Consider the following 17,716-nt stretch of genomic DNA (forward strand, 5'->3'; position numbering starts at 1 on the left):
CGTCCGCGTGCAAGAAATGAAAATCCCCATCTGAGATCATTTCTGCCGACGCCCGGACGATGGGCCGTCCCGCAGGACGACCGAGACCGACCATGGATGCTGAAGGTAACGATCAGCCCAGGATCTTCGGATTTCGGGAAATTAACCAACTGTGATAAACTGAAAATGAAGCGCGCGATAATCGAAAGCCCGGACAGCTTTCGCCCACAGGGAGGGGACTAATGAAGCGCGCCTTTCAATCAGTGAAATACTTGTGCCTCGCCGGTATCGCCGCCGGTCTGGCGGGCCAGGCGAATGCGGAACATGGTGATCTTCACGACTACGCGCATTCGGAGGAAGCTCAGGAATACATCCACGGAGACCCTGAACAACCCACGGACACCTGGACACTTTCGGCTGGTGGCCGGATCTACGACAACTGGTGGAATGCCCTGGATCGGGAGCCTCCCGAGACGACGCATCCATCCTATCCGGCCGCCGGTGCGCAATCCGGGTCAACGACGTGGCGCTGCAAGGAGTGCCACGGATGGGATTACCGTGGCGCCGAGGGAATCTACTCCTCTGGCAGCCACTATACCGGGATAAAAGGTATTTACGGCGCAATCGGCGCAAACGAGTCCGCCATTGCAGAGCTGCTTCGCGGTCCGGACCATGCCTATACCGAGGACATGATCGATGACGAGGAAATGGCGCGGCTTGCGGCCTTCGTTTCACGAGGGCAGATTGACATGTCGCGCTACGTGAATCTGGAGACCCGTGAAATCCGCTGGGGCGACCTGAACAGAGGACGCGCAATCTTCCAGAGCGTTTGCGCAGCGTGCCATGGTTTCGACGGCCGTGCCTATGACTGGGGAGACGACGGCGAACACGCCTATGTCGGCACGGAGGCCGCCGCAGCACCTGACGAGGTGATGGGGAAGATCATGAACGGCCATCCTGGCGTTGCCATGATCAACCTTCGTGCTTTCGGGCCCGAGGCCGCGCACGACGCCCTCAGTTACTCGGCGACTCTGCCTCAATAGGTCCGCGGGGCGGGCGCGCCTCGGGCTGCGTCCACCCGAGGCAGTTGAAAAGGAAAGACGAGAGTTGCAGCAATGCCTGGCCGGACTCTGACCGAGGCCCTGCTCCGGCGAGCCACAGCCAGAGCCAGGTCGTTTCGTCGGCCAGCCTGCGCGCCAACCGTCTGCCATCTGGCGCCCGCCGTGCGGGCCCAGCGGCCGCCGTTTGCGGTGTGCTCTCCGCAGGCGACTCCTCTTTCGTTCACTCCCCCGGCAACAGCAGCGACGCATCGCCATAGCTGAAGAACCGGTAGCGCCCGGCGATGGCGTGGGCATAGATCCCCATCATCCGCTCGCGCCCCATCAGCGCCGAGACCAGCATCATCAGCGTCGATTTCGGCAGGTGGAAATTGGTCATCAGCCCGTCGGTGATGCGGAAGTCGAAGCCGGGGCGGATGAAGATGTCCGTCTCCCCGCGCCAGGGCTCAACTCCGCTCGCTCCGGCCGCAGATTCGATCAGCCGGCATGCGGTGGTGCCGACCGGGATGATCCGCCCGCCGGCGGCGCGCGTGGCGTTGATCTCGGCAGCGGCGGCCTCCGTCACCTCTCCCCATTCGGCGTGCATCCGGTGGTGGCGCACGTCGTCGACCTTCACCGGCAGGAAGGTCCCTGCGCCCACATGCAGCGTGACCTCGGTGAACGCGACGCCCATCGCGGCGATCTCCTCCAGCAGAGCCTGGTCGAAATGCAGCGAGGCGGTGGGCGCGGCGACGGCTCCCGAATGACGGGCAAAGATCGTCTGGTAATCCACCCGGTCGCGGGCATCCGCGGCGCGGCGGGCGGCGATATAGGGCGGCAGCGGCATCGCGCCTGCGGCGTCGAGCGCGGCGTCGAACTCCGTGCCCGCGAGCGAGAAGGCGAGCGTGAGCTGGCCCTCCGCCCGCGCGAGAACGCGGGCCGAGAAGCCCGGCGCGAAATGGATCTCCTCGCCGTCGCGCAGCTTTTTCGCAGGCTTGGCCAGCACCTGCCAGCTTCCGTCGCCGCGCGGCTCCAATAGCGTCACCTCGATCCTGGCCTCGGTCGCCCCCTGCGCGCTCACGCGCCGGCGAACCCCGGAGAGCCGCGCGGGAATCACCTTTGTATTGTTCAGGATCAGCCGGTCGCCCGGACGCAGGAACCGCGGCAGATCGAAGACATGCGCGTCCTCGATCGCCACCGGTCCCGGTGCCACCAGAAGCCGCGCAGACGGGCGCGGGCTGGCCGGACGGGTCGCGATCAGCTCTTCGGGCAGGTCGAAATCGAAATCCGACAGGCGCATCTCAGCCACCCGACCGCGGCTTGGGGGGCGGCGCGCGAAAGATCTCCCGGAACATGCCCGGCGTAAGCGCCGAGAGCGGATTCACGTCGACCCGCGGGTCGGCCGAGGGTCCGCTCATCCGGTAAGTGAAACCGAACAACCCCTCGCCCTTGCGGGTGAAGATCTGGCCGATGCTGTTGACCATGTAGACCGGCGAGAACACGCCCTGCATGTCGAGCCTGTCGCTCACCATGTCATAGACCCCTTCCATCGTGATGCCGAGCGAGGGCCCGACGCCGGAGGCGCGTGTGACCTGCACGAAGCTGGGCGTCAAGCGGAAGACGGCCTCGACATCGGAGAACAGGATGCCGGCGCCGCCCAGCTCGTCGATCAGGCCGACGACGGAGATCGCGTTGGCCAGCGCGGTGAGGCCCGAGGAGGACCGCACGCGCAGTTCCTCGACCTTCAGTTCGCCGTCATATTCGCCGCCCGAGCCGCGCGGCTGCAGCATGAGGTCCATCGACCCGCCGCTGGCCTGCTGGAAGAGGCCCGCCGCCTTGAACACGGCACCGGCATCGCCGGACCGGATCCGCACGGAGGTTCCGCCAGAGCGCCCCGGCTGCAATGTGCCGCGCACCGGCGCGCGGCCGTTGACCGATCCCGCGAAATCGCCGGAATAGCCGCCCCGCCGTGTCAGCGCGCCGCGGAACCCGTGCAGCGCGATCCCGTCGGAAATGACCAGCCGGTCGAGCGAAAGCAACAAGGGCGGACCAGAGGTCGCGCCGCCGCCACCGCTGCCGCCGCCGCTGCCCATCGAGGTCTTGCGGATGTCGATCCACCCGCCATCGACCTCGATCCCGGGGTCGAGGCCCGGCCCACGCCCGCGAAGGGTCACCGGCGCATCGAGCCAATCGCCGACCGAGACACGGGAGAATTGCGCGACGTCCAGCCCGCCCTGCTCGGTCGTGGTGATGCTGCCCTCTGCCGTTAGGCCGGCCGCCTCGAGTTCCAGCGCGTCGACGCCGGGCCGCGCGCCCAGCCGGCCGGAGAGCGAGAGGCGCCCGGTCGTCTCGCGCGGCTTGCTCCATCCAAGGTCCGGCAACGCCAGGCCGACACCGTCGAGCTCCGAGTCGAGGCTGTAGCGGATCGGAGCCCCGCGCGGCAGCGACAGCGTGAAGCGGCCGCTTCCGGCGCCGGTGACAGATCCGTCCGGCAGGCCGATCCCGAAGGTCTCGACGAAGCGCGCACCGATCTCGACATCCCCGGTCACGCTCGCCGGCTCGGCCTCCGAACCGAAAGGCAGCTCGAACTGCGCCGTCGCCGGCACGCCGTCGAGCGTCCCCTCTCCGGTGAGGTTGAGCCCGGCCGGCGAGGCCGAAAGCCTCACCTGCCGCGCCTCGAGCACCCGGTCGGGCACGATCACGTCGGACTGCAACGCTGGCGAGCGCGCCGCGATGCGATAGCGGACATCGTCGCCGACGAGCCCGTCCTTGATCGGAAAAGCTATGCGGCCTTCGACCTGCGCACGCCCCTCCGCAAGACGTACCGGCAGGTCGGCCTGGCTCAGAAAGCGAAACGGATCCTCGTCGAGCAGTGACAGCGCCGCAGTGACCGGCGCTCTAGCCTCGAGCAGCAGTTCTCCGGTCGCGGGTGTCTGCGACATGTCGGCGACGCGGAAAGTCGAGCCGGCGAGGTCGATCGTCCCGCCCTCGGGCGGCGTGAGCTGCCCCGTCTCCAGGGTCGCGGCAAATCTCTGTCGGCCTGTCGTGGCATAGCCGGAGGCGCCGGTGATGGGCGGCAGTTGCTGCATCGGACGGATGTCGGCGTCACGGAACTGGAAGGTCATCGCCAGGTCCGGCCGTGCGCCTTGATCGAACCGTAGCCCCGCATGCATGTCGAACAGTTCGCCCGCAAGCAGGTTGCGCGCGATCCACGCCCGCGTCCCCGGCACCAACTGTTCGGGCCAGAGCGCCAGCATCGGCTCGGTCCGAACCCGGTCGGCGGCCATGTCGAGCGCAACGTGCCAGCCCTCGGCATCGGCCGTGATGCTGCCTTCGGCGCTCAGTTCCGTGGTTCCATTTCCGTCTTCGGCATCCGCGGTCGAGAGCACGAGCTGGCCAATCTTCGCTTCGAAGGGATCGAGCGAAACCTTGGCGTCGAGCGCGCCACCTCCGAACACCGCCGGCTGCGGCAACAGTCCCGGCGGATCGAGCCGAAGCGCGGAGAACCGGAACTGGCCGAGCAACGCGGTCGGCCAGCCGCTCTCGATGCCTTCGAGATAGGCATGCCCGGTGGCCGAGAGCGTGCCCTCGGGGGCACGGATATCGATCGCCTCGAAGCTGATCCGGGCGAGTTCCGGGCGGTAGCTGAAATAGGTCCGCGCGCCATCGAAGGGGATCGGCCGCGCACCGGTTTCGGGCTGGAACTGGCCGGCGCCGATCTCAAGCGTGCCGTTGAGCGGGCCCATGCCGCCCTCGGCCGTGCGCCCGACGATCACCGCGCCCGAAACCCGCGCGCGGATCGGTTCGAGCCAGCTCAGCGCAGGGCTGTGGGCCGAGATGTCGGCGGCGGCCACGTCCTCGACCAGAGCCGAGGCCTCCGCCGCACCGCTCGCCATGTCGAGGCTCAGCCGGAGCGCTACGCTCGCGGGATCGTCCGCCACACCCGGCACCTCAGATTGGGCCCCGCCCTCCGGAAGCTGCAACGCGATCGCCAGCGACAGGGACTCGGGCGTGTGGGTGAGCAGCAGGCTGCCGCCGGACACCTGCCAGGCTCGACGGGCACGCGCGTCCTCGTAGAACACCTCGAGCGCACGAACCTCCACCCGCTCGACCGGCGCCAGGGCCGGCAGATCGAAGGCACGCCGCACGGCCGCGATCGCCTCGTCGAGCGATGCGAAGGCCGCCGGCGCGGCACCCTCGCCGAAGCCGAAATCGAAACTGCCGTCGCGCCGGCGGTGCAGGGCGACATCGGCCCCGTCGATCATCAGCGCCCGCGGTTGCAGCCGTCCTTGCCAGAGCGCGCTCTTGTCGATGACGACCTGAAGCGCAGGCACCGTGACGAGAGACAGCCCGTCCGCCGCCCGCACCCGGACGTCGCGAAAGATCAGTTCCGGAAGCTCGTTGCGCGGCGCCCGGAGGATCACCGCGCCGACATCGGCCCGACCTCCCCCGAGCCCGCGCGACAGCAACGCGCCGGCCTTCTCGGCGGCCCAGGCGGGCGCCGGCAGATCGCGGTCGGGCAGTGTGAGATAGGCCAGGTACAGCGCCAGCCCGACCAGCACGACGATATCGAAAAGAATGAACAGGCTCCAGGACAGCAACCGCCATCGTCGGCGCCGCGGCCCTCGCCGGCGCGGAGCACCGGCTTCTTTCTGTTCGCTTTCACTCACCTGCGCGCCGCTCTTGTTGCCGGATCCGCTCCGGTCCCTTTATCTTCCCGCCCGGCATATTAGATGTGGGCAAGGACATCTGCTCGAAGGATTATTCTACCATGACCGATACCCAGACCGAAACCGCCCTCGCCGAAGGCGACATCGCACCCGATTTCACCCTGCCCCAGGACAAGGGCGACCCCGTCACCCTCTCGGCGCTGCGCCCGAAGCCGGTCGTGCTCTATTTTTACCCCAAGGACGACACGCCGGGCTGCACCAAGCAGGCCGTGGGCTTCACCACCCTGAAAAAGGAATTCGAAGAGGCCGGCGGCACGATCCTCGGCGTTTCCAAGGACAGCGTCGCCAAACATGAGAAGTTCCGTGCCAAGCACGATCTCGGCGTGGCGCTGCTGTCCGACGCGGAGGGCGATGTCTGCGAACGCTACGGCGTCTGGAAGGAAAAGAACATGTACGGCAAGGTCTACATGGGGATCGAACGGACCACTTTCCTGATCGACGGCTCTGGAAAGATCGCCCGGATCTGGCCCAAGGTGAAGGTCGACGGGCACATGGAAGACGTGCTCGAGGCGCTGAAGGCACTCGGCTGATACGGCGCGCGGCGGCGGCGCAATAGCGAGTTTCCGCGCCGACCGCCCGCTTTCTTCTGCTCCCCAATATCCCCGCCGGAGGCGCGCTCCAACGGAGCGTCCCACCTGGAATCGCGCCATCTGCCCGGCGCAATCCGGCTCTCCGAAAGGTTCCCCGAACAGTCTGAAATCGCGCGAAAACCGGCGGTTTTCCGCCGATTGGCCGGGCATACGCGGCTGCGACAGGGTGCGCCCTGCACAAGCCGCCCAAAATTCTTGCACGTTTTCCGGGCGGGCCGTAAGGGCCTCTTGGGACCTTCCGATGGGGATTGGCGAAGGTCCGACCAGGTGGGACAGATCCAGGGGACGGGACGGGCCTTGCAGACGCGACTTAATAACCGCATTCACACTTTCTTCGAGCGATGGTTTCCCGAGCAGCGGCTGTTCCTGCGTTCGGACAGCGAGCAGACCCGGTTCATCCGGCTGCGCCCCGGCACTCAGGCGCTGATCGTCTTCGGCTCATCGGCGCTTGTCGCCTGGGCTATTCTCGCCTCCTCGATCCTGCTGATGGAAAGCATCGGCGCCGGCAATATCCGCGAACAGGCCCGCCGCGACCAGGCGCTCTACGAGGATCGTCTGAACGCGCTCTCGATGGCCCGCGACGCGGCCGAATCCGAGGCTCTGGCAGCACATGAACGGTTCAACGCGGCGCTGACTCAGATCTCCGCGATGCAGTCGCAGCTTCTGGAATCGGAAGATCGCCGCCGCGAGCTCGAGACCGGAATCGGCGTCATCCAGGCCACCCTGCGCAAAACCATGAACGAGCGCGACGCCGCGCGCGCCGAGACCGAGGAGGTCGTGGCGGTGCTCGAAGGCCGTGCGGCGGCCGAGGCCGAGCGCACATCCGTGGCCGAAGTCGACGCGACGCTGGCCTTCCTCAACGATGCGCTCCAGCGCACCGCCGTCGAGCGCGACGACAAGGAGGCAGAAGCCGCGCTTGCCCTCGAAGAGGCCGATGCGGCGAAATACGAACGTGACCTGATCCTCGACCGCAACGACCAGATCTTCACCCAACTCGAGGAGGCGCTGACGGTCTCGGTCGAACCGCTGGAGAAGATGTTCACCAAGGCCGGCCTGCCGCCCGAGCGCCTGCTCGACGCGGTCAAGCGCGGCTATTCCGGCACCGGTGGCCCGCTCACTCCGATATCGTTTTCGACCAAGGGCACCGAGCCGTCGCCCGACGAAACCCGCGCCAATGCGCTGCTGAGGGGGCTCGACCAGATGAACCTCTACCGGATCGCCGCCGAGAAGGCGCCCTTCGGCATGCCGCTGCGCGACAGTTTCCGCTTCACCTCGCCTTTCGGACCCCGCTGGGGCCGGATGCATGAAGGCACCGATTTCGCCGCCGCCCACGGCACGCCGATCTACGCCACCGCCGACGGGGTGGTGACCAAGGCCGGCTGGATGTCCGGATACGGCCGGATGGTGAAGATCCGGCACGATTTCGGGGTCGAGACCTGGTATGGCCACATGTCGCGCTTGCGCGTCGAGGAAGGCCAAAGGGTCTCGAAAGGCCAGAGGATCGGTGATATGGGAAACACCGGACGGTCGACCGGCACGCACCTGCACTATGAGGTTCGCGTAAACGGAAGCGCCGTGAATCCGATGAACTTTATCAAGGCAGCCAGAGATGTTTTCTAAGAGCCGAATCAACGAGCCCGGACCGGCAAAGGACCCCGAAACCTCCAAGGCGCCGGAGCCGGCCAAGAAGCCCGCCGTGCCGGGCATGGAGTCCAAGCCGGCGCCCAAGGCGAAGCCGCCCGCATCGGTGCTGTCCTCGGACCTGACGATCACGGGCAATCTCAAGACCTCCGGCGACATCCAGGTCGAGGGCACGGTCGAGGGCGACATCCGCGCCCACCTGCTGACGATCGGCGAGAATGCAACGATCCGCGGTGAGTGCATCGCCGACGACGTGGTGATCAACGGCCATATCGCCGGCCGGGTGCGCGGGCTGAAGGTCCGCCTGACCTCGACCGCGAAGGTCGAGGGCGACATCATTCACAAGACCATCGCGATCGAGAGCGGCGCCCATTTCGAGGGCTCGGTGCAGCGCCAGGACGACCCGCTGAGCGCAGCGCCGAAGCAGCTTGCCAAGCCGGTCTCCTCGTCGAGTTCCGACGCCTAATCAAAGACCTGTCCGATGCGGACGTGACGGAGCGGCGCTGCGGCGCCGCTCGTTCTTTTTGGGCCTGACGCTACGAAAACGCCCCGGATGCTCCGGGCCGCCCCGGGTTCAGATCCGTTCCGGGAAGAATTGCATCGCGGTCTCAACATCCAGGTGGCTGGAGAAGAATTCGGGACGGTTCTCCAACATGTCCTGAACCACCTCCCGCCGCTGCCGTTCCTCCTCCTGCGGGGTCGCCAGAGCCGGCTTGTGTCGCGGCATCACGCCAGGGCGCCGGCGGAGCAGCAGGAAACGGCTGAACATGCCGGCCGGGGAGAGGGAAAGCGATGTCATGTCTCGGGTCCTTTCAACGCCGTTCGGATCATTTGTCATGCTACCGGGGGCCACGAGGCGCTGGTATCGGGCGCAACGTTGTGGTGTTCTACAGAAATGAAGAGCCGGTTCCGCAACTGGTCGGACGTAAGGATCTTCCTGGCGGTGATCCGGGAAGGCTCGACCCTTGCCGCGTCGCGCAAGCTGGCGATTGCGCAGCCGACCGTCGCCCGGCGCATCGAGGCCCTGGAGCACGAGACCGGCCTCGTGCTGTTCGAACGTGACAGTCGCGGCTTCCACCCCACCACGGCGGCCACCGCGCTCCTGCCGCTCGCCGAAGCGCTCGAGACGGCGGCCGACGCCTTTGCCAACCGGGCAACTGACCTGACCCGGCCCCGGCCGATCCGCATTACCGCCTTCTCGGCCAATTTCTCGCCCCGCGTGGCCAAGGTCTTCAGCGATTTTTTCGCCCTGCATCCCGACATCCGTTTCGAGTTCCTGCCTGGCGTGAAGCCGCTGGACCTCATGGCCGGCGAGGCCGATATCGCCTTGCGCATCAGCAGGAAAGCGCCGGACCCGTCGCTGATCTGCCGCAAGATCAGCGTTGCGCAGTTCACCCTTTTCGGGGCGCCGAGCTATGCCGAACGACGGGGGCTTCCCGCCTCGCCCGACGATCTGGACGGGCATGTCTTCGTCACTTACGAGCCGAAAGGTGCCCCGGCCGTATATCACGACTGGCTCACACAGCATGTGAAACCGGACCAGATCGTGATGTCCTTCGGCGAGATCGAATTGCTGGAAGCCGCGATCCTTGCGGGACACGGCTTGGGAGTCCAGAATCTGAGGCTTGCGGAGCCGCACGAGGCCGCCGGGCGGCTCATCCGCTGTTTCCCGCCGCCGAACGAGATGTCCGCTCAACACCTGATGCTGGTGTCCCCGGACGCCTATCGCCGCCCCGAGGTGAAGGCGTTCACGAAGTTCTTCGCGCCACGCTACGCCGCCATCTTCAAATAGGGATCCCCCCAGGAGTACGGACCCGGCAGACAGGGCGGCGGCATCATTCGGGGTGGATGAAGGCCCGGCGGTAGAGGTGCCAGGTCGCGTGCCCCAACACGGGCAGCGCGATGAAGAGCCCGAGGAAGGCCGGGATCATGGCCAGGAGCACGATCGTCGCGATGATGAATGCCCAAGGCAGCGTCACGGCGATGTTCAGCCGCACCGCCTCGAAGCTGAGCAACATCGCGGTCATGAAATCGATCTCCTTGTCGACCAGCAGCGGCAACGAGAAGGCCGTCAGGCCGAAAAGGATGAAGGCCAGCACGCCGCCGACGCCGAGCTCGACCGCGATCATCGTCAACCCGTTGGGCGTCAGGAAGACATCAAGCGAGGACGAGACGTTGGTCATCACCGAGAGCCCCATGAAGAGGGCGAAGATCATGTGGGCGAGGAAGGAATAGAACAGGAAGTAGAACACGATGATCGCCCCGACCCAGGGGATCTGCCGGTCCTTCTCCTTCCAGATCACGCCGAAGATCTGGTAGAGATCGAGCGGCCTGTTCTGTTCGATCCGCCGGCTCGTCTCGTAGAGCCCGACCGCCGCGAAGGGCGCGAGGATCGGGAAGCCGAGCGCAAGGATCAGCGTCTGGGTGGCGAAGCCGCCCGAGACGAAGAGCAGGAAAAGCCCGCCGAGGACATAGACCCCGCTGAAGACCAGCCCGAATTCGGGCGCAATACGGAAATCCTTCCAGCCCATCGCGAGCGCGTAGCCGATATCGCTGCGGTCGAGCCTGGCGATTTCCGGGCGCGGCGACGCCTGGATCTCGGTCGTGTCTGTCATGTCGGGCCTCCCCTCCCGGCTGATGGCAAACAGGTCCGGACAGAATGGCGCAGTCTGAGGAGGATGCACGCCTTTTTTTTGCCGGTGCACGGATTTCCATCCGCCCCGGCAGAAAGCGATGTCCGGATCGAACGCCCCGTCGCATCGCCCTCCATCCTTCCCGGCCGTCGTGGCCGAGGAAACACAAGGACAAGGCTGCCGCTGCGCCGTTACCCGTTCTCCCGGCGTGGCGGCGGCGGCGTTGATATCCGCGGCGACTTGGCCGATAAGCCCGGAAATCGCCGGAACGGCGCAAGGGGGCGACGCCCCCGAAATGTTCAGGACGCCGCGACCGGTAGACAGGCCGGCCGAGCAAGACAGGATCCGCCCGTGACCGAAAAAGACCCGCTCGTCATCTTCACCCCCTCGGGCCGGCGCGGGCGCGTGCCGCGGGGCACGCCCGTGCTGACCGCGGCGCGGCAGCTCGGCGTCGATCTCGACTCCGTCTGCGGCGGCCGAGGCATCTGTTCGAAATGCCAGGTGACCCCCGGTGTCGGAGAATTTCCAAAGCACGGCGTGACCGTGTCGGAGGGTGCACTTTCGCCGTGGAACGCGGTCGAGGCCCGTTATGACGAGAAGCGCGGGCTCGCGTCCGGTCGCCGGCTCGGCTGCCAGGCGCAGATTCTCTCGGACGTGGTGATCGACGTGCCGCCCGAGAGCCAGGTCCACCGCCAGGTCGTCCGCAAGGCCGCTGCCGAACGCGTGATCGAGATGGACCCCGCGACGCGGCTGCTGCTCATCGAGGTGGCCGAGCCCGACATGCACGAGCCCTCGGGCGATCTCCAGCGCCTCGCCAAGGCGCTCGCCGAGAGCTGGCAGGTCACGCTCGGCGAAGTGCCGCTGCCGGTCCTGGCAAAACTCCAGACGGTGCTGCGCGCGGGCAACTGGCAGGTGACCTGTGCCCTGCACCAGCCGGATGACGGCCCGGCGCGGCTTCTCGACCTCTGGCCGGGCTACGAGGAGGGTCCGCTCTATGGTCTGGCGATCGACCTCGGCTCGACCACCATGGCGGCGCATCTGTGCGATCTCGCAAGCGGCGCCGTCATCGCCTCCGCGGGCCTGATGAACCCGCAGATCCGGTTCGGCGAGGACCTGATGAGCCGGGTCTCCTACGCGATGATGAACCCCGGCGGCGCGGCCGAGATGACGGCGGCGGTGCGCGCGGCGCTCGACCGGCTGGCGCTGGAAACCGCCGGGGAGGCAAAAATCGATGCGGGCCGCATTGTCGAGACGGTGTTCGTCTGCAACCCGGTCATGCACCACCTGTTGCTCGGCATCGACCCGATGGAGCTTGGCCAGGCGCCCTTCGCGCTCGCGACCTCCGATGCGCTGTCGCTGGCGGCGCGCGAACTCGGGCTCACGGAGATCCACCCGGAGGCGCGGGCCTATGTCCTGCCCTGCATCGCGGGCCATGTCGGCGCCGATGCCGCGGCCGTGGCGCTCGCCGAGGCGCCGGGCAAGCGCGACGACCTCACGCTGGTGATCGATGTCGGCACCAATGCCGAGATCCTGCTCGGCAACCGCAACCGCGTGCTCGCCTGCTCCTCGCCCACCGGTCCGGCCTTCGAAGGCGCGCAGATCAGTTCCGGCCAGCGCGCCGCGCCCGGCGCCATCGAGCGCATCGAAATCGACCCCGAGAGCAAGGAGCCGCGGTTTCGCGTCATCGGCTGCGATCTCTGGTCGGACGATCCCGGCTTTTCCGCCGCCACCGCGGTGACCGGCATCACCGGCATCTGCGGCTCCGGCATCATCGAGGCGGTCGCGGAGATGCGCATGGCGGGGCTGCTCGACGCATCGGGGCTCATCGGCTCCGCGGAGCAGACCGGCACGCCGCGCGCCGAGCCCGATGGCCGCACGCATGCCTATCTGGTCCATGACGGCACGCCGGATGGCGGGCCGCGGATCACCGTCACGCAGGGCGACATCCGTGCCATCCAGCTCGCGAAATCGGCGCTCTATGCCGGCGCGCGGCTGCTGATGGACGAGATGGGGGTCGACCAGGTGGACCGCGTCGTGCTCGCCGGTGCCTTCGGCGCCCATATCAGCCCGAAACACGCAATGGTGCTGGGGATGATCCCGGACGTGCCGCTGGAGGCTGTCACTTCTGCCGGCAATGCCGCGGGCACCGGCGCGCGGATCGCGCTGCTGAACCGCGCGGCGCGGCGCGAGATCGAGACGGAGGTGCGCAAGATAACCAAGGTCGAGACCGCCATCGAACCGCGCTTCCAGGAGCATTTCGTCGCCGCGAACGCCCTGCCCCATGCGACCGATCCTTTCCCGAACCTCGCGAAGATCGCCCCGCTGCCACAGGTGAGCTTCAACAGCGGCGGTGGAGACGGCGGCGGGCGGAGACGTCGGCGTCGCGTCTGAGATGCGGCGTCCCGACGACCGGCCGGTTTCGTCCAACAACGTCACCCCGCTCCCGGTGGGTGAGCCCCTGCCGCGGCCACTCCGACGGCTGCCGACCAGCCTTCGCGCGCTCCTTTCCGTGGTCCTGATCACTTGCCGCGCAGAACCGCTGCCGGCGGCCGCGCGGTTTCACCAAGCGCGGGGATCAGCGCGCCGAGGGCTCCGGTCGCCGCCGCCAGTGCCAGCGCCTGAAGAAGAAGACCGGCGCTGATCTCGGGATAGAGCAGCCCGGCCGCGGCCGGAATCCGCGCGAGCACTCCGGCCGCCACCAGCCCGAGCCCGCACCCGAGCGCGCCGGCGATGAGCGCCAACGCCAGCCCCTCGCCGACGATCAGCGTGACGATCCGCCAGCGCGCCAGACCGATCGCCGACATGATCGCGATCTCGTCGCGCCGCTCGGTCACGGCCATCGACATCGTGTTGAAGGTGACGAGGAAGGCGCTCAGCAGGGCGATCACCGAAATCGCCATCGACAGCACGCGCGCCACCCGGGCGACGCTGTACTGCCGGGCGAGAATCTCCGAAGGTTCGACCGCGAAGCCGGTATAGTCCGCGCGCAGCCGTCGCAGCGTGGTATCGCGCTCGGCCTCGCTGCCGGGGGCGAGTTGGACAAGGACAGAGGTGGCCAGTCCCTCGCGGAAGGTCAGCGCCTGCAGCGTTCCGAGCGGCAGGTAGACGAGGTTCCGGGCCAGCATCGAGTTGGCCGAGACGACCGCCGCAATGGTGAATTCGGTCTGAAAAAGCGTGATCCGGTCGCCCGGCGCCAGCCCGCCGCGCTCGGCGAGCCCTTGGCCGAGGACGGCCACCGCCTCTGTCCCGGCCCGCGGTAGGTGCCCGGCGATCGTCTCAAGGCCATCCCAGGCAAAGCTCTCCGGTGCCCAGCCGACCACGGCCACGCCGCTGCCGTCTTCCAGCGAGGTGATGCGGGCGATCTCGGAAGCAGCCGCGGCTATGCCGGGCCGGGCGGCGATCTCGGCGGCGAGGCTGTCGGGCAGGATCGACGACATGAGGTCGAGCGCGCCGGCTTCGGTGATGATGACGTCGGTGCCGCGCGCGTCGAGCGAGTCGCCGAGCGAGCCCTCCACGCCGCGCGCGATCCCGACCAGCGCCACCAGCGAAGCGATCGAGACCATGATCCCGGCAATGGTGGCGATGACGCGCGGCTTGATCCCGGCAAGGTTGCGCAGGGCGAGGCTCCAGAGCGTCATGACCTCCCCTTCCCTTCGAAAGCGCCGCTTCCGTCCCGCATCACGAAGCGGCGCGGACAGGCGGCGGCGATGCTCTCGTCATGGGTGACCAGCAACACCGTCAGGTGCTCGCTGCGGTGGAGCTCCGTGATCAGGTCGATCACGGCGCGGCTGTTGGCGCTGTCGAGTTCTCCGGTCGGCTCGTCGGCGAGCAGGATTCGCGGCCGGTTCGCCAGGCCACGCGCCACCGCGACCCGCTGCCGTTCACCGCCCGAGAGCTCCCCCGGCATCCGGTCACCGAAGCCGCCGGCATTGACTCGCTCGAGCAGGTCCTCGGCGCGCCGGCGGCGATCCTTCGCCGGGAGGCTGGTGCCAAGCAGCGGCAGCTCCACGTTCTCGAGCGCGGAAAGCCCCGGGATCAGCCAGTCCTCCTGAAAGATCATCCCGATCGCATCGCGCCGCAGCCGCGTCCAGTCGGCGCGGCGCCGCGGCCGCTGGCCGAGAACCTCGACGCTGCCGCCATCGAGCGCGATGAGCCCGGCCAGGGCGTGCAGAAGCGTCGATTTCCCGCTGCCGCTGGCACCGGTTATGGCAATGAGCGCGCCCTCAGGCGCGGCGAGATCGACCCGGTCGAGCCCCACCACGCGGCCGCCTCGAAAGGATTTGCGCAGCCCATCGGCGGTGAGGGCGACCCCGCTCATCGAAGTTCGACCAGATCGCCGCGCCGAAGGCTCTCAAGGAAACCCCGCCAGCCCAGGCGCGCCAGAGCCGGTGCGAAACTGTCGCGCGACCACACGGAGAGCCGCATGCCGTCGACCTCGACATCGCAGATGCGGAAGCCCGGCTCCGGGCAGGTCAGCCAGACCACCTGGGATACCCGCGAACCGGCCCGGACGCTGAGCCCGATCACCTCGCCCCCGCCCGCGGCGGGCCGATGGCCGAGGACCTCCGAGCGGCTCGGCCCGAGCTCAAGCGATTTCAGGTGACCGTGAAAGAGATGCGCGCGATAGGCGCGGCGATAGTCCTGCCACTGATCCGGATCCGGTTCGGCATCCGGTCCGAGCGCCTGCCGCGCCATGTGGTCGAGGTCGAAGCCCCGCTCCATGATGCCGAGAAATTCGCGCGCACGCTCCGTTGTGTCGAGGTCGCTGCGCCGCGAGAGCGCGTCGAACTGGCCCGCCAGCGCAGCCGCCTGCGCGTCGATGGACTGTGCCGCCGTGACGGTGGCGAGACACGCCAGAAGACCGGCCAGACACACGCCGCGCAGCAGGCCCAGAGGTCGAAATGGCTTGATGGCGGTCTTCACGCGTGGGTCCCGGTGCCGAGTGCAACCCAGAGCTAGCCGCAGATCGGTTCTCCGTGAAGGGCGCCCGACGCCGCAGATCCCGCCGACGTTTGGATGGGCGCGTACCGGGAAATTACGGCCATTGCCTCGGCCACCGAGCCCGCCTGCGAACCGGCTGTCTGGTGGGCATCCTTCGCTACATGCGGAATTTCCGCACAGCAAGCGGAGTTGCTGCCATAATCATGGGCAGAATCGTGTCCGGATGCCACTTTTGCGGGAGATTGCATTGCGATTGCCCGTTCCGGCGTCAGGCTCGCCTCCTGAAACGCGACCCAGGGATCGGAATGGCAGATATTGCAGCGACAGCGCGCACCTGGAGCCGACGCCTCAACAAGGTGGTGGAGATTACATGTGTCGTGCTGCTGGTAGTGCTGGTGCTTGACGTCTGGCTCGGCGTGCTCGTCCGCTACGTGATTCCGCTGCCGCTGACGTTTACCGAGGAACTGGCGCGCTACCTGATGATCTGGATGGCGCTTCTGGCGGTCTCCTCCGGGATCGCCTATCGCGAGCATATCGGCGTCGAGTTCGTCTTCTCGCGCCTGCCCGCGCCCACCCGCCGCGCCCTTGCCGTGGCCTTCGACGTCATCGCCTTCACCTTCTTCTTCCTGCTCTTCTGGCACGGGCTGGCGTTTGCCGGGAAGGGCTTCTCGCGGCTGACGATGATCTATTCCATCCCCAAGGGCTATCCCTTCATGGGCGTGCCGCTCGCCGCCGGGCTTGCCTGTATCCAGCTTGCCCTGGTCGCGATCCACGACGCCTTTACCGACCGCGCGCCCGTGACCACCGGCGAGACCCTGGCAGGAGGCTCCGAGTAATGGGCGTGTATCTGGTTCCCATCGCCTTTTTCGGCCTGCTCACCTTCGGCATGCCGGTCGGTTTCGCGATCGGCGTCGCCGGCATGGTCGGCATTTTCGACATGGGGCCGAAATTCATGACGATGGCGCCCGACCGCGTCTTCGCCGGGCTCGACCTCTTTCCTTTCCTCGCGATGCCATTCTTCATCCTCGCCGGCGAGATCATGAACCGCTCCGGCATCACACAGGGCCTCGTCCGGCTTGCCGACGCGCTGGTCGGCTGGATGCGCGGCGGCATGGCGCATTCCAACATGGTCGCCTCGGTGATGTTCGCCGGGCTGACCGGCTCGGCCACTGCCGACAGCGCGGCCTTCGGCAACACCCTCGTACCGGCGATGCAGAAGGGCGGCTACTCGCGGCCCTATGCCTGCGCGGTGACGGCGGCGGGCTCGATCATCGGCCCGACCATCCCGCCCTCGACGCTGGCGATCATCTACGGCTCGATCATGGGCGTCTCCATCGCCGGGCTCTTCGCCGCCGGCATCCTGCCGGGCCTGCTGATCTGCGTGATCTGCATGGCGGTCATCGCGCTCACCGCGCGAGCCAAGGGCCTGCCCGAGGGCCATGGCCGGTTCCACCTCTGCAACGTGGCACGCGCTCTGCGCGAGGGGTTCCTCGCGGCGCTGCTGCCAGTTTTCATCCTCGGCTCGATTCTCGGCGGCTTCGCCACGCCGACCGAGGCCGCGGCAATCGCGGTCGCCTACGCACTCTTCGTCGGCGGCGTGATCTACCGCGCGCTCACATGGCGCGACCTCTACGAGATCGCCGTGCGCACCACGCGGATCACCGGCGTGATCTTCCTTATCATCGCCTCGGCCTCGATCCTCGGCTGGTGGATGACCTTCAATCGGGTCCCGCAGGCGATCGCCGGCGGCATGCTCTCGCTGTCTGACAACAAATGGGTCATCATCGGGCTTATCCTGATCCTGCTGCTGCTGATCGGCCTGGTGATGGACATCAACGCCACGCTGATCATCCTCGCCCCGGTGCTGGCACCGCTGACGCTCCAGATCGGCATGGACCCGGTGCATGCCGGCATCATGATCATCCTCGCGCTCAACATCTCGCTGATGACTCCACCGGTCGGCGCCTGCCTCTTCGTGCTGGCCTCGGTCACCGGCGAGAAGGTCGAGGCGATCACCAAGGAGCTCTGGCCCTTCATCCTCGCCGAGGTCTCGATCCTGATGATCGTGGCGTTCTGGTCGGACCTGACGCTGTTCGTGCCGCGCCTGCTGGGCCTGTGAGCGGTCGGGCCGTGGCAGGGCCGGTGTGCGCGTCCGCCATGAGGCA

The 17,716-nt window shown here is 67.4% G+C and carries 15 protein-coding genes; 8 read left to right on the forward strand and 7 right to left on the reverse strand.

The window, feature by feature from the left end; all coding sequences use genetic code 11:
• Positions 1 to 221: 221 nt before the first annotated feature.
• Complete coding sequence (locus EU800_RS02130; RefSeq protein ID WP_129628039.1) at positions 222 to 1,022, forward strand: c-type cytochrome; 801 nt, start codon at positions 222 to 224, stop codon at positions 1,020 to 1,022.
• A 238-nt stretch (positions 1,023 to 1,260) separates the two neighbouring features.
• On the opposite strand, the gene queA is transcribed toward EU800_RS02130, so the two are convergent.
• Positions 1,261 to 2,316: a tRNA preQ1(34) S-adenosylmethionine ribosyltransferase-isomerase QueA gene (gene queA, locus EU800_RS02135; protein ID WP_129628041.1), complete on the reverse strand. Its 1,056-nt coding sequence runs from the start codon at positions 2,314 to 2,316 to the stop codon at positions 1,261 to 1,263.
• A 1-nt stretch (position 2,317) separates the two neighbouring features.
• A complete protein-coding gene (locus EU800_RS02140) occupies positions 2,318 to 5,617 on the reverse strand; it encodes an AsmA-like C-terminal region-containing protein (RefSeq protein ID WP_129628043.1) in 3,300 nt (1,099 codons plus the stop codon).
• A 170-nt stretch (positions 5,618 to 5,787) separates the two neighbouring features.
• Here EU800_RS02140 and bcp point away from each other — a divergent pair, with 170 nt between their 5' ends.
• The 3 genes from bcp to EU800_RS02155 all read left to right on the forward strand — a co-directional run bounded on the left by bcp (position 5,788) and on the right by EU800_RS02155 (position 8,443).
• Positions 5,788 to 6,276 (forward strand): thioredoxin-dependent thiol peroxidase, encoded by a 489-nt coding sequence (gene bcp, locus EU800_RS02145; protein ID WP_129628045.1) that lies wholly within the window; start codon positions 5,788 to 5,790, stop codon positions 6,274 to 6,276.
• Positions 6,277 to 6,633: 357 nt separating this feature from the next.
• Positions 6,634 to 7,956 carry a M23 family metallopeptidase gene (locus EU800_RS02150; protein WP_129628047.1) on the forward strand — a complete coding sequence of 441 codons (1,323 nt, stop codon included), beginning with the start codon at positions 6,634 to 6,636 and terminating at the stop codon, positions 7,954 to 7,956.
• Positions 7,946 to 8,443 carry a polymer-forming cytoskeletal protein gene (locus EU800_RS02155; protein ID WP_129628049.1) on the forward strand — a complete coding sequence of 166 codons (498 nt, stop codon included), beginning with the start codon at positions 7,946 to 7,948 and terminating at the stop codon, positions 8,441 to 8,443. The genes EU800_RS02150 and EU800_RS02155 overlap by 11 nt, the downstream gene beginning before the upstream one ends.
• Before the next feature lie 108 nt (positions 8,444 to 8,551).
• Here the strand turns inward: EU800_RS02155 and EU800_RS26705 are convergent, their stop codons facing one another.
• Entirely contained in the window at positions 8,552 to 8,776 is a 225-nt protein-coding gene (locus EU800_RS26705) for a hypothetical protein (protein WP_165354535.1), read from the reverse strand.
• 96 nt (positions 8,777 to 8,872) lie between these two features.
• Here EU800_RS26705 and EU800_RS02160 point away from each other — a divergent pair, with 96 nt between their 5' ends.
• Entirely contained in the window at positions 8,873 to 9,769 is an 897-nt protein-coding gene (locus EU800_RS02160) for a LysR family transcriptional regulator (RefSeq protein ID WP_165354536.1), read from the forward strand.
• Between the two features lie 43 nt (positions 9,770 to 9,812).
• On the opposite strand, the gene EU800_RS02165 is transcribed toward EU800_RS02160, so the two are convergent.
• Positions 9,813 to 10,592 (reverse strand): DUF2189 domain-containing protein, encoded by a 780-nt coding sequence (locus EU800_RS02165; protein WP_129628053.1) that lies wholly within the window; start codon positions 10,590 to 10,592, stop codon positions 9,813 to 9,815.
• 369 nt (positions 10,593 to 10,961) lie between these two features.
• Here EU800_RS02165 and EU800_RS02170 point away from each other — a divergent pair, with 369 nt between their 5' ends.
• Entirely contained in the window at positions 10,962 to 13,001 is a 2,040-nt protein-coding gene (locus EU800_RS02170) for an ASKHA domain-containing protein (protein ID WP_242500360.1), read from the forward strand.
• 128 nt (positions 13,002 to 13,129) lie between these two features.
• Here EU800_RS02170 and EU800_RS02175 read toward each other — a convergent pair whose 3' ends face one another.
• The 3 genes from EU800_RS02175 to EU800_RS02185 are packed head-to-tail and all read right to left on the reverse strand — an operon-like array spanning position 13,130 to position 15,533.
• Positions 13,130 to 14,248 (reverse strand): ABC transporter permease, encoded by a 1,119-nt coding sequence (locus EU800_RS02175; RefSeq protein WP_129628057.1) that lies wholly within the window; start codon positions 14,246 to 14,248, stop codon positions 13,130 to 13,132.
• Positions 14,245 to 14,928, reverse strand: a complete 684-nt coding sequence (locus tag EU800_RS02180; protein ID WP_129628059.1) for an ABC transporter ATP-binding protein — start codon at positions 14,926 to 14,928, stop codon at positions 14,245 to 14,247. Before EU800_RS02180 ends, EU800_RS02175 begins: the two co-directional genes overlap by 4 nt.
• Positions 14,925 to 15,533 carry an ABC transporter substrate-binding protein gene (locus EU800_RS02185; protein WP_129628061.1) on the reverse strand — a complete coding sequence of 203 codons (609 nt, stop codon included), beginning with the start codon at positions 15,531 to 15,533 and terminating at the stop codon, positions 14,925 to 14,927. The genes EU800_RS02180 and EU800_RS02185 overlap by 4 nt, the downstream gene beginning before the upstream one ends.
• Before the next feature lie 323 nt (positions 15,534 to 15,856).
• Here EU800_RS02185 and EU800_RS02190 point away from each other — a divergent pair, with 323 nt between their 5' ends.
• Together EU800_RS02190 and EU800_RS02195 are read left to right on the forward strand one after the other, a co-directional pair.
• Positions 15,857 to 16,387 (forward strand): TRAP transporter small permease, encoded by a 531-nt coding sequence (locus EU800_RS02190; RefSeq protein WP_129628063.1) that lies wholly within the window; start codon positions 15,857 to 15,859, stop codon positions 16,385 to 16,387.
• Entirely contained in the window at positions 16,387 to 17,670 is a 1,284-nt protein-coding gene (locus tag EU800_RS02195) for a TRAP transporter large permease (RefSeq protein WP_129628065.1), read from the forward strand. Before EU800_RS02190 ends, EU800_RS02195 begins: the two co-directional genes overlap by 1 nt.
• Positions 17,671 to 17,716 lie beyond the last annotated feature (46 nt).

Origin of the sequence: Tropicimonas sp. IMCC6043 (assembly GCF_004146235.1) — a bacterium.
In the GTDB taxonomy this organism is placed as follows: domain Bacteria; phylum Pseudomonadota; class Alphaproteobacteria; order Rhodobacterales; family Rhodobacteraceae; genus Tropicimonas.

What these genes read in the sequence shown, in the direction of transcription:
- EU800_RS02165 (WP_129628053.1), bottom strand. Translation starts at nt 10,592, where the DNA reads ATGACAGACACGACCGAGATCCAGGCGTCGCCGCGCCCGGAAATCGCC.
- EU800_RS02180 (WP_129628059.1), bottom strand. Translation starts at nt 14,928, where the DNA reads ATGAGCGGGGTCGCCCTCACCGCCGATGGGCTGCGCAAATCCTTTCGA.
- EU800_RS02155 (WP_129628049.1), top strand. Translation starts at nt 7,946, where the DNA reads ATGTTTTCTAAGAGCCGAATCAACGAGCCCGGACCGGCAAAGGACCCC.
- EU800_RS02130 (WP_129628039.1), top strand. Translation starts at nt 222, where the DNA reads ATGAAGCGCGCCTTTCAATCAGTGAAATACTTGTGCCTCGCCGGTATC.
- EU800_RS02160 (WP_165354536.1), top strand. Translation starts at nt 8,873, where the DNA reads ATGAAGAGCCGGTTCCGCAACTGGTCGGACGTAAGGATCTTCCTGGCG.
- EU800_RS02175 (WP_129628057.1), bottom strand. Translation starts at nt 14,248, where the DNA reads ATGACGCTCTGGAGCCTCGCCCTGCGCAACCTTGCCGGGATCAAGCCG.
- bcp (WP_129628045.1), top strand. Translation starts at nt 5,788, where the DNA reads ATGACCGATACCCAGACCGAAACCGCCCTCGCCGAAGGCGACATCGCA.
- queA (WP_129628041.1), bottom strand. Translation starts at nt 2,316, where the DNA reads ATGCGCCTGTCGGATTTCGATTTCGACCTGCCCGAAGAGCTGATCGCG.
- EU800_RS26705 (WP_165354535.1), bottom strand. Translation starts at nt 8,776, where the DNA reads ATGACATCGCTTTCCCTCTCCCCGGCCGGCATGTTCAGCCGTTTCCTG.
- EU800_RS02190 (WP_129628063.1), top strand. Translation starts at nt 15,857, where the DNA reads ATGGCAGATATTGCAGCGACAGCGCGCACCTGGAGCCGACGCCTCAAC.
- EU800_RS02195 (WP_129628065.1), top strand. Translation starts at nt 16,387, where the DNA reads ATGGGCGTGTATCTGGTTCCCATCGCCTTTTTCGGCCTGCTCACCTTC.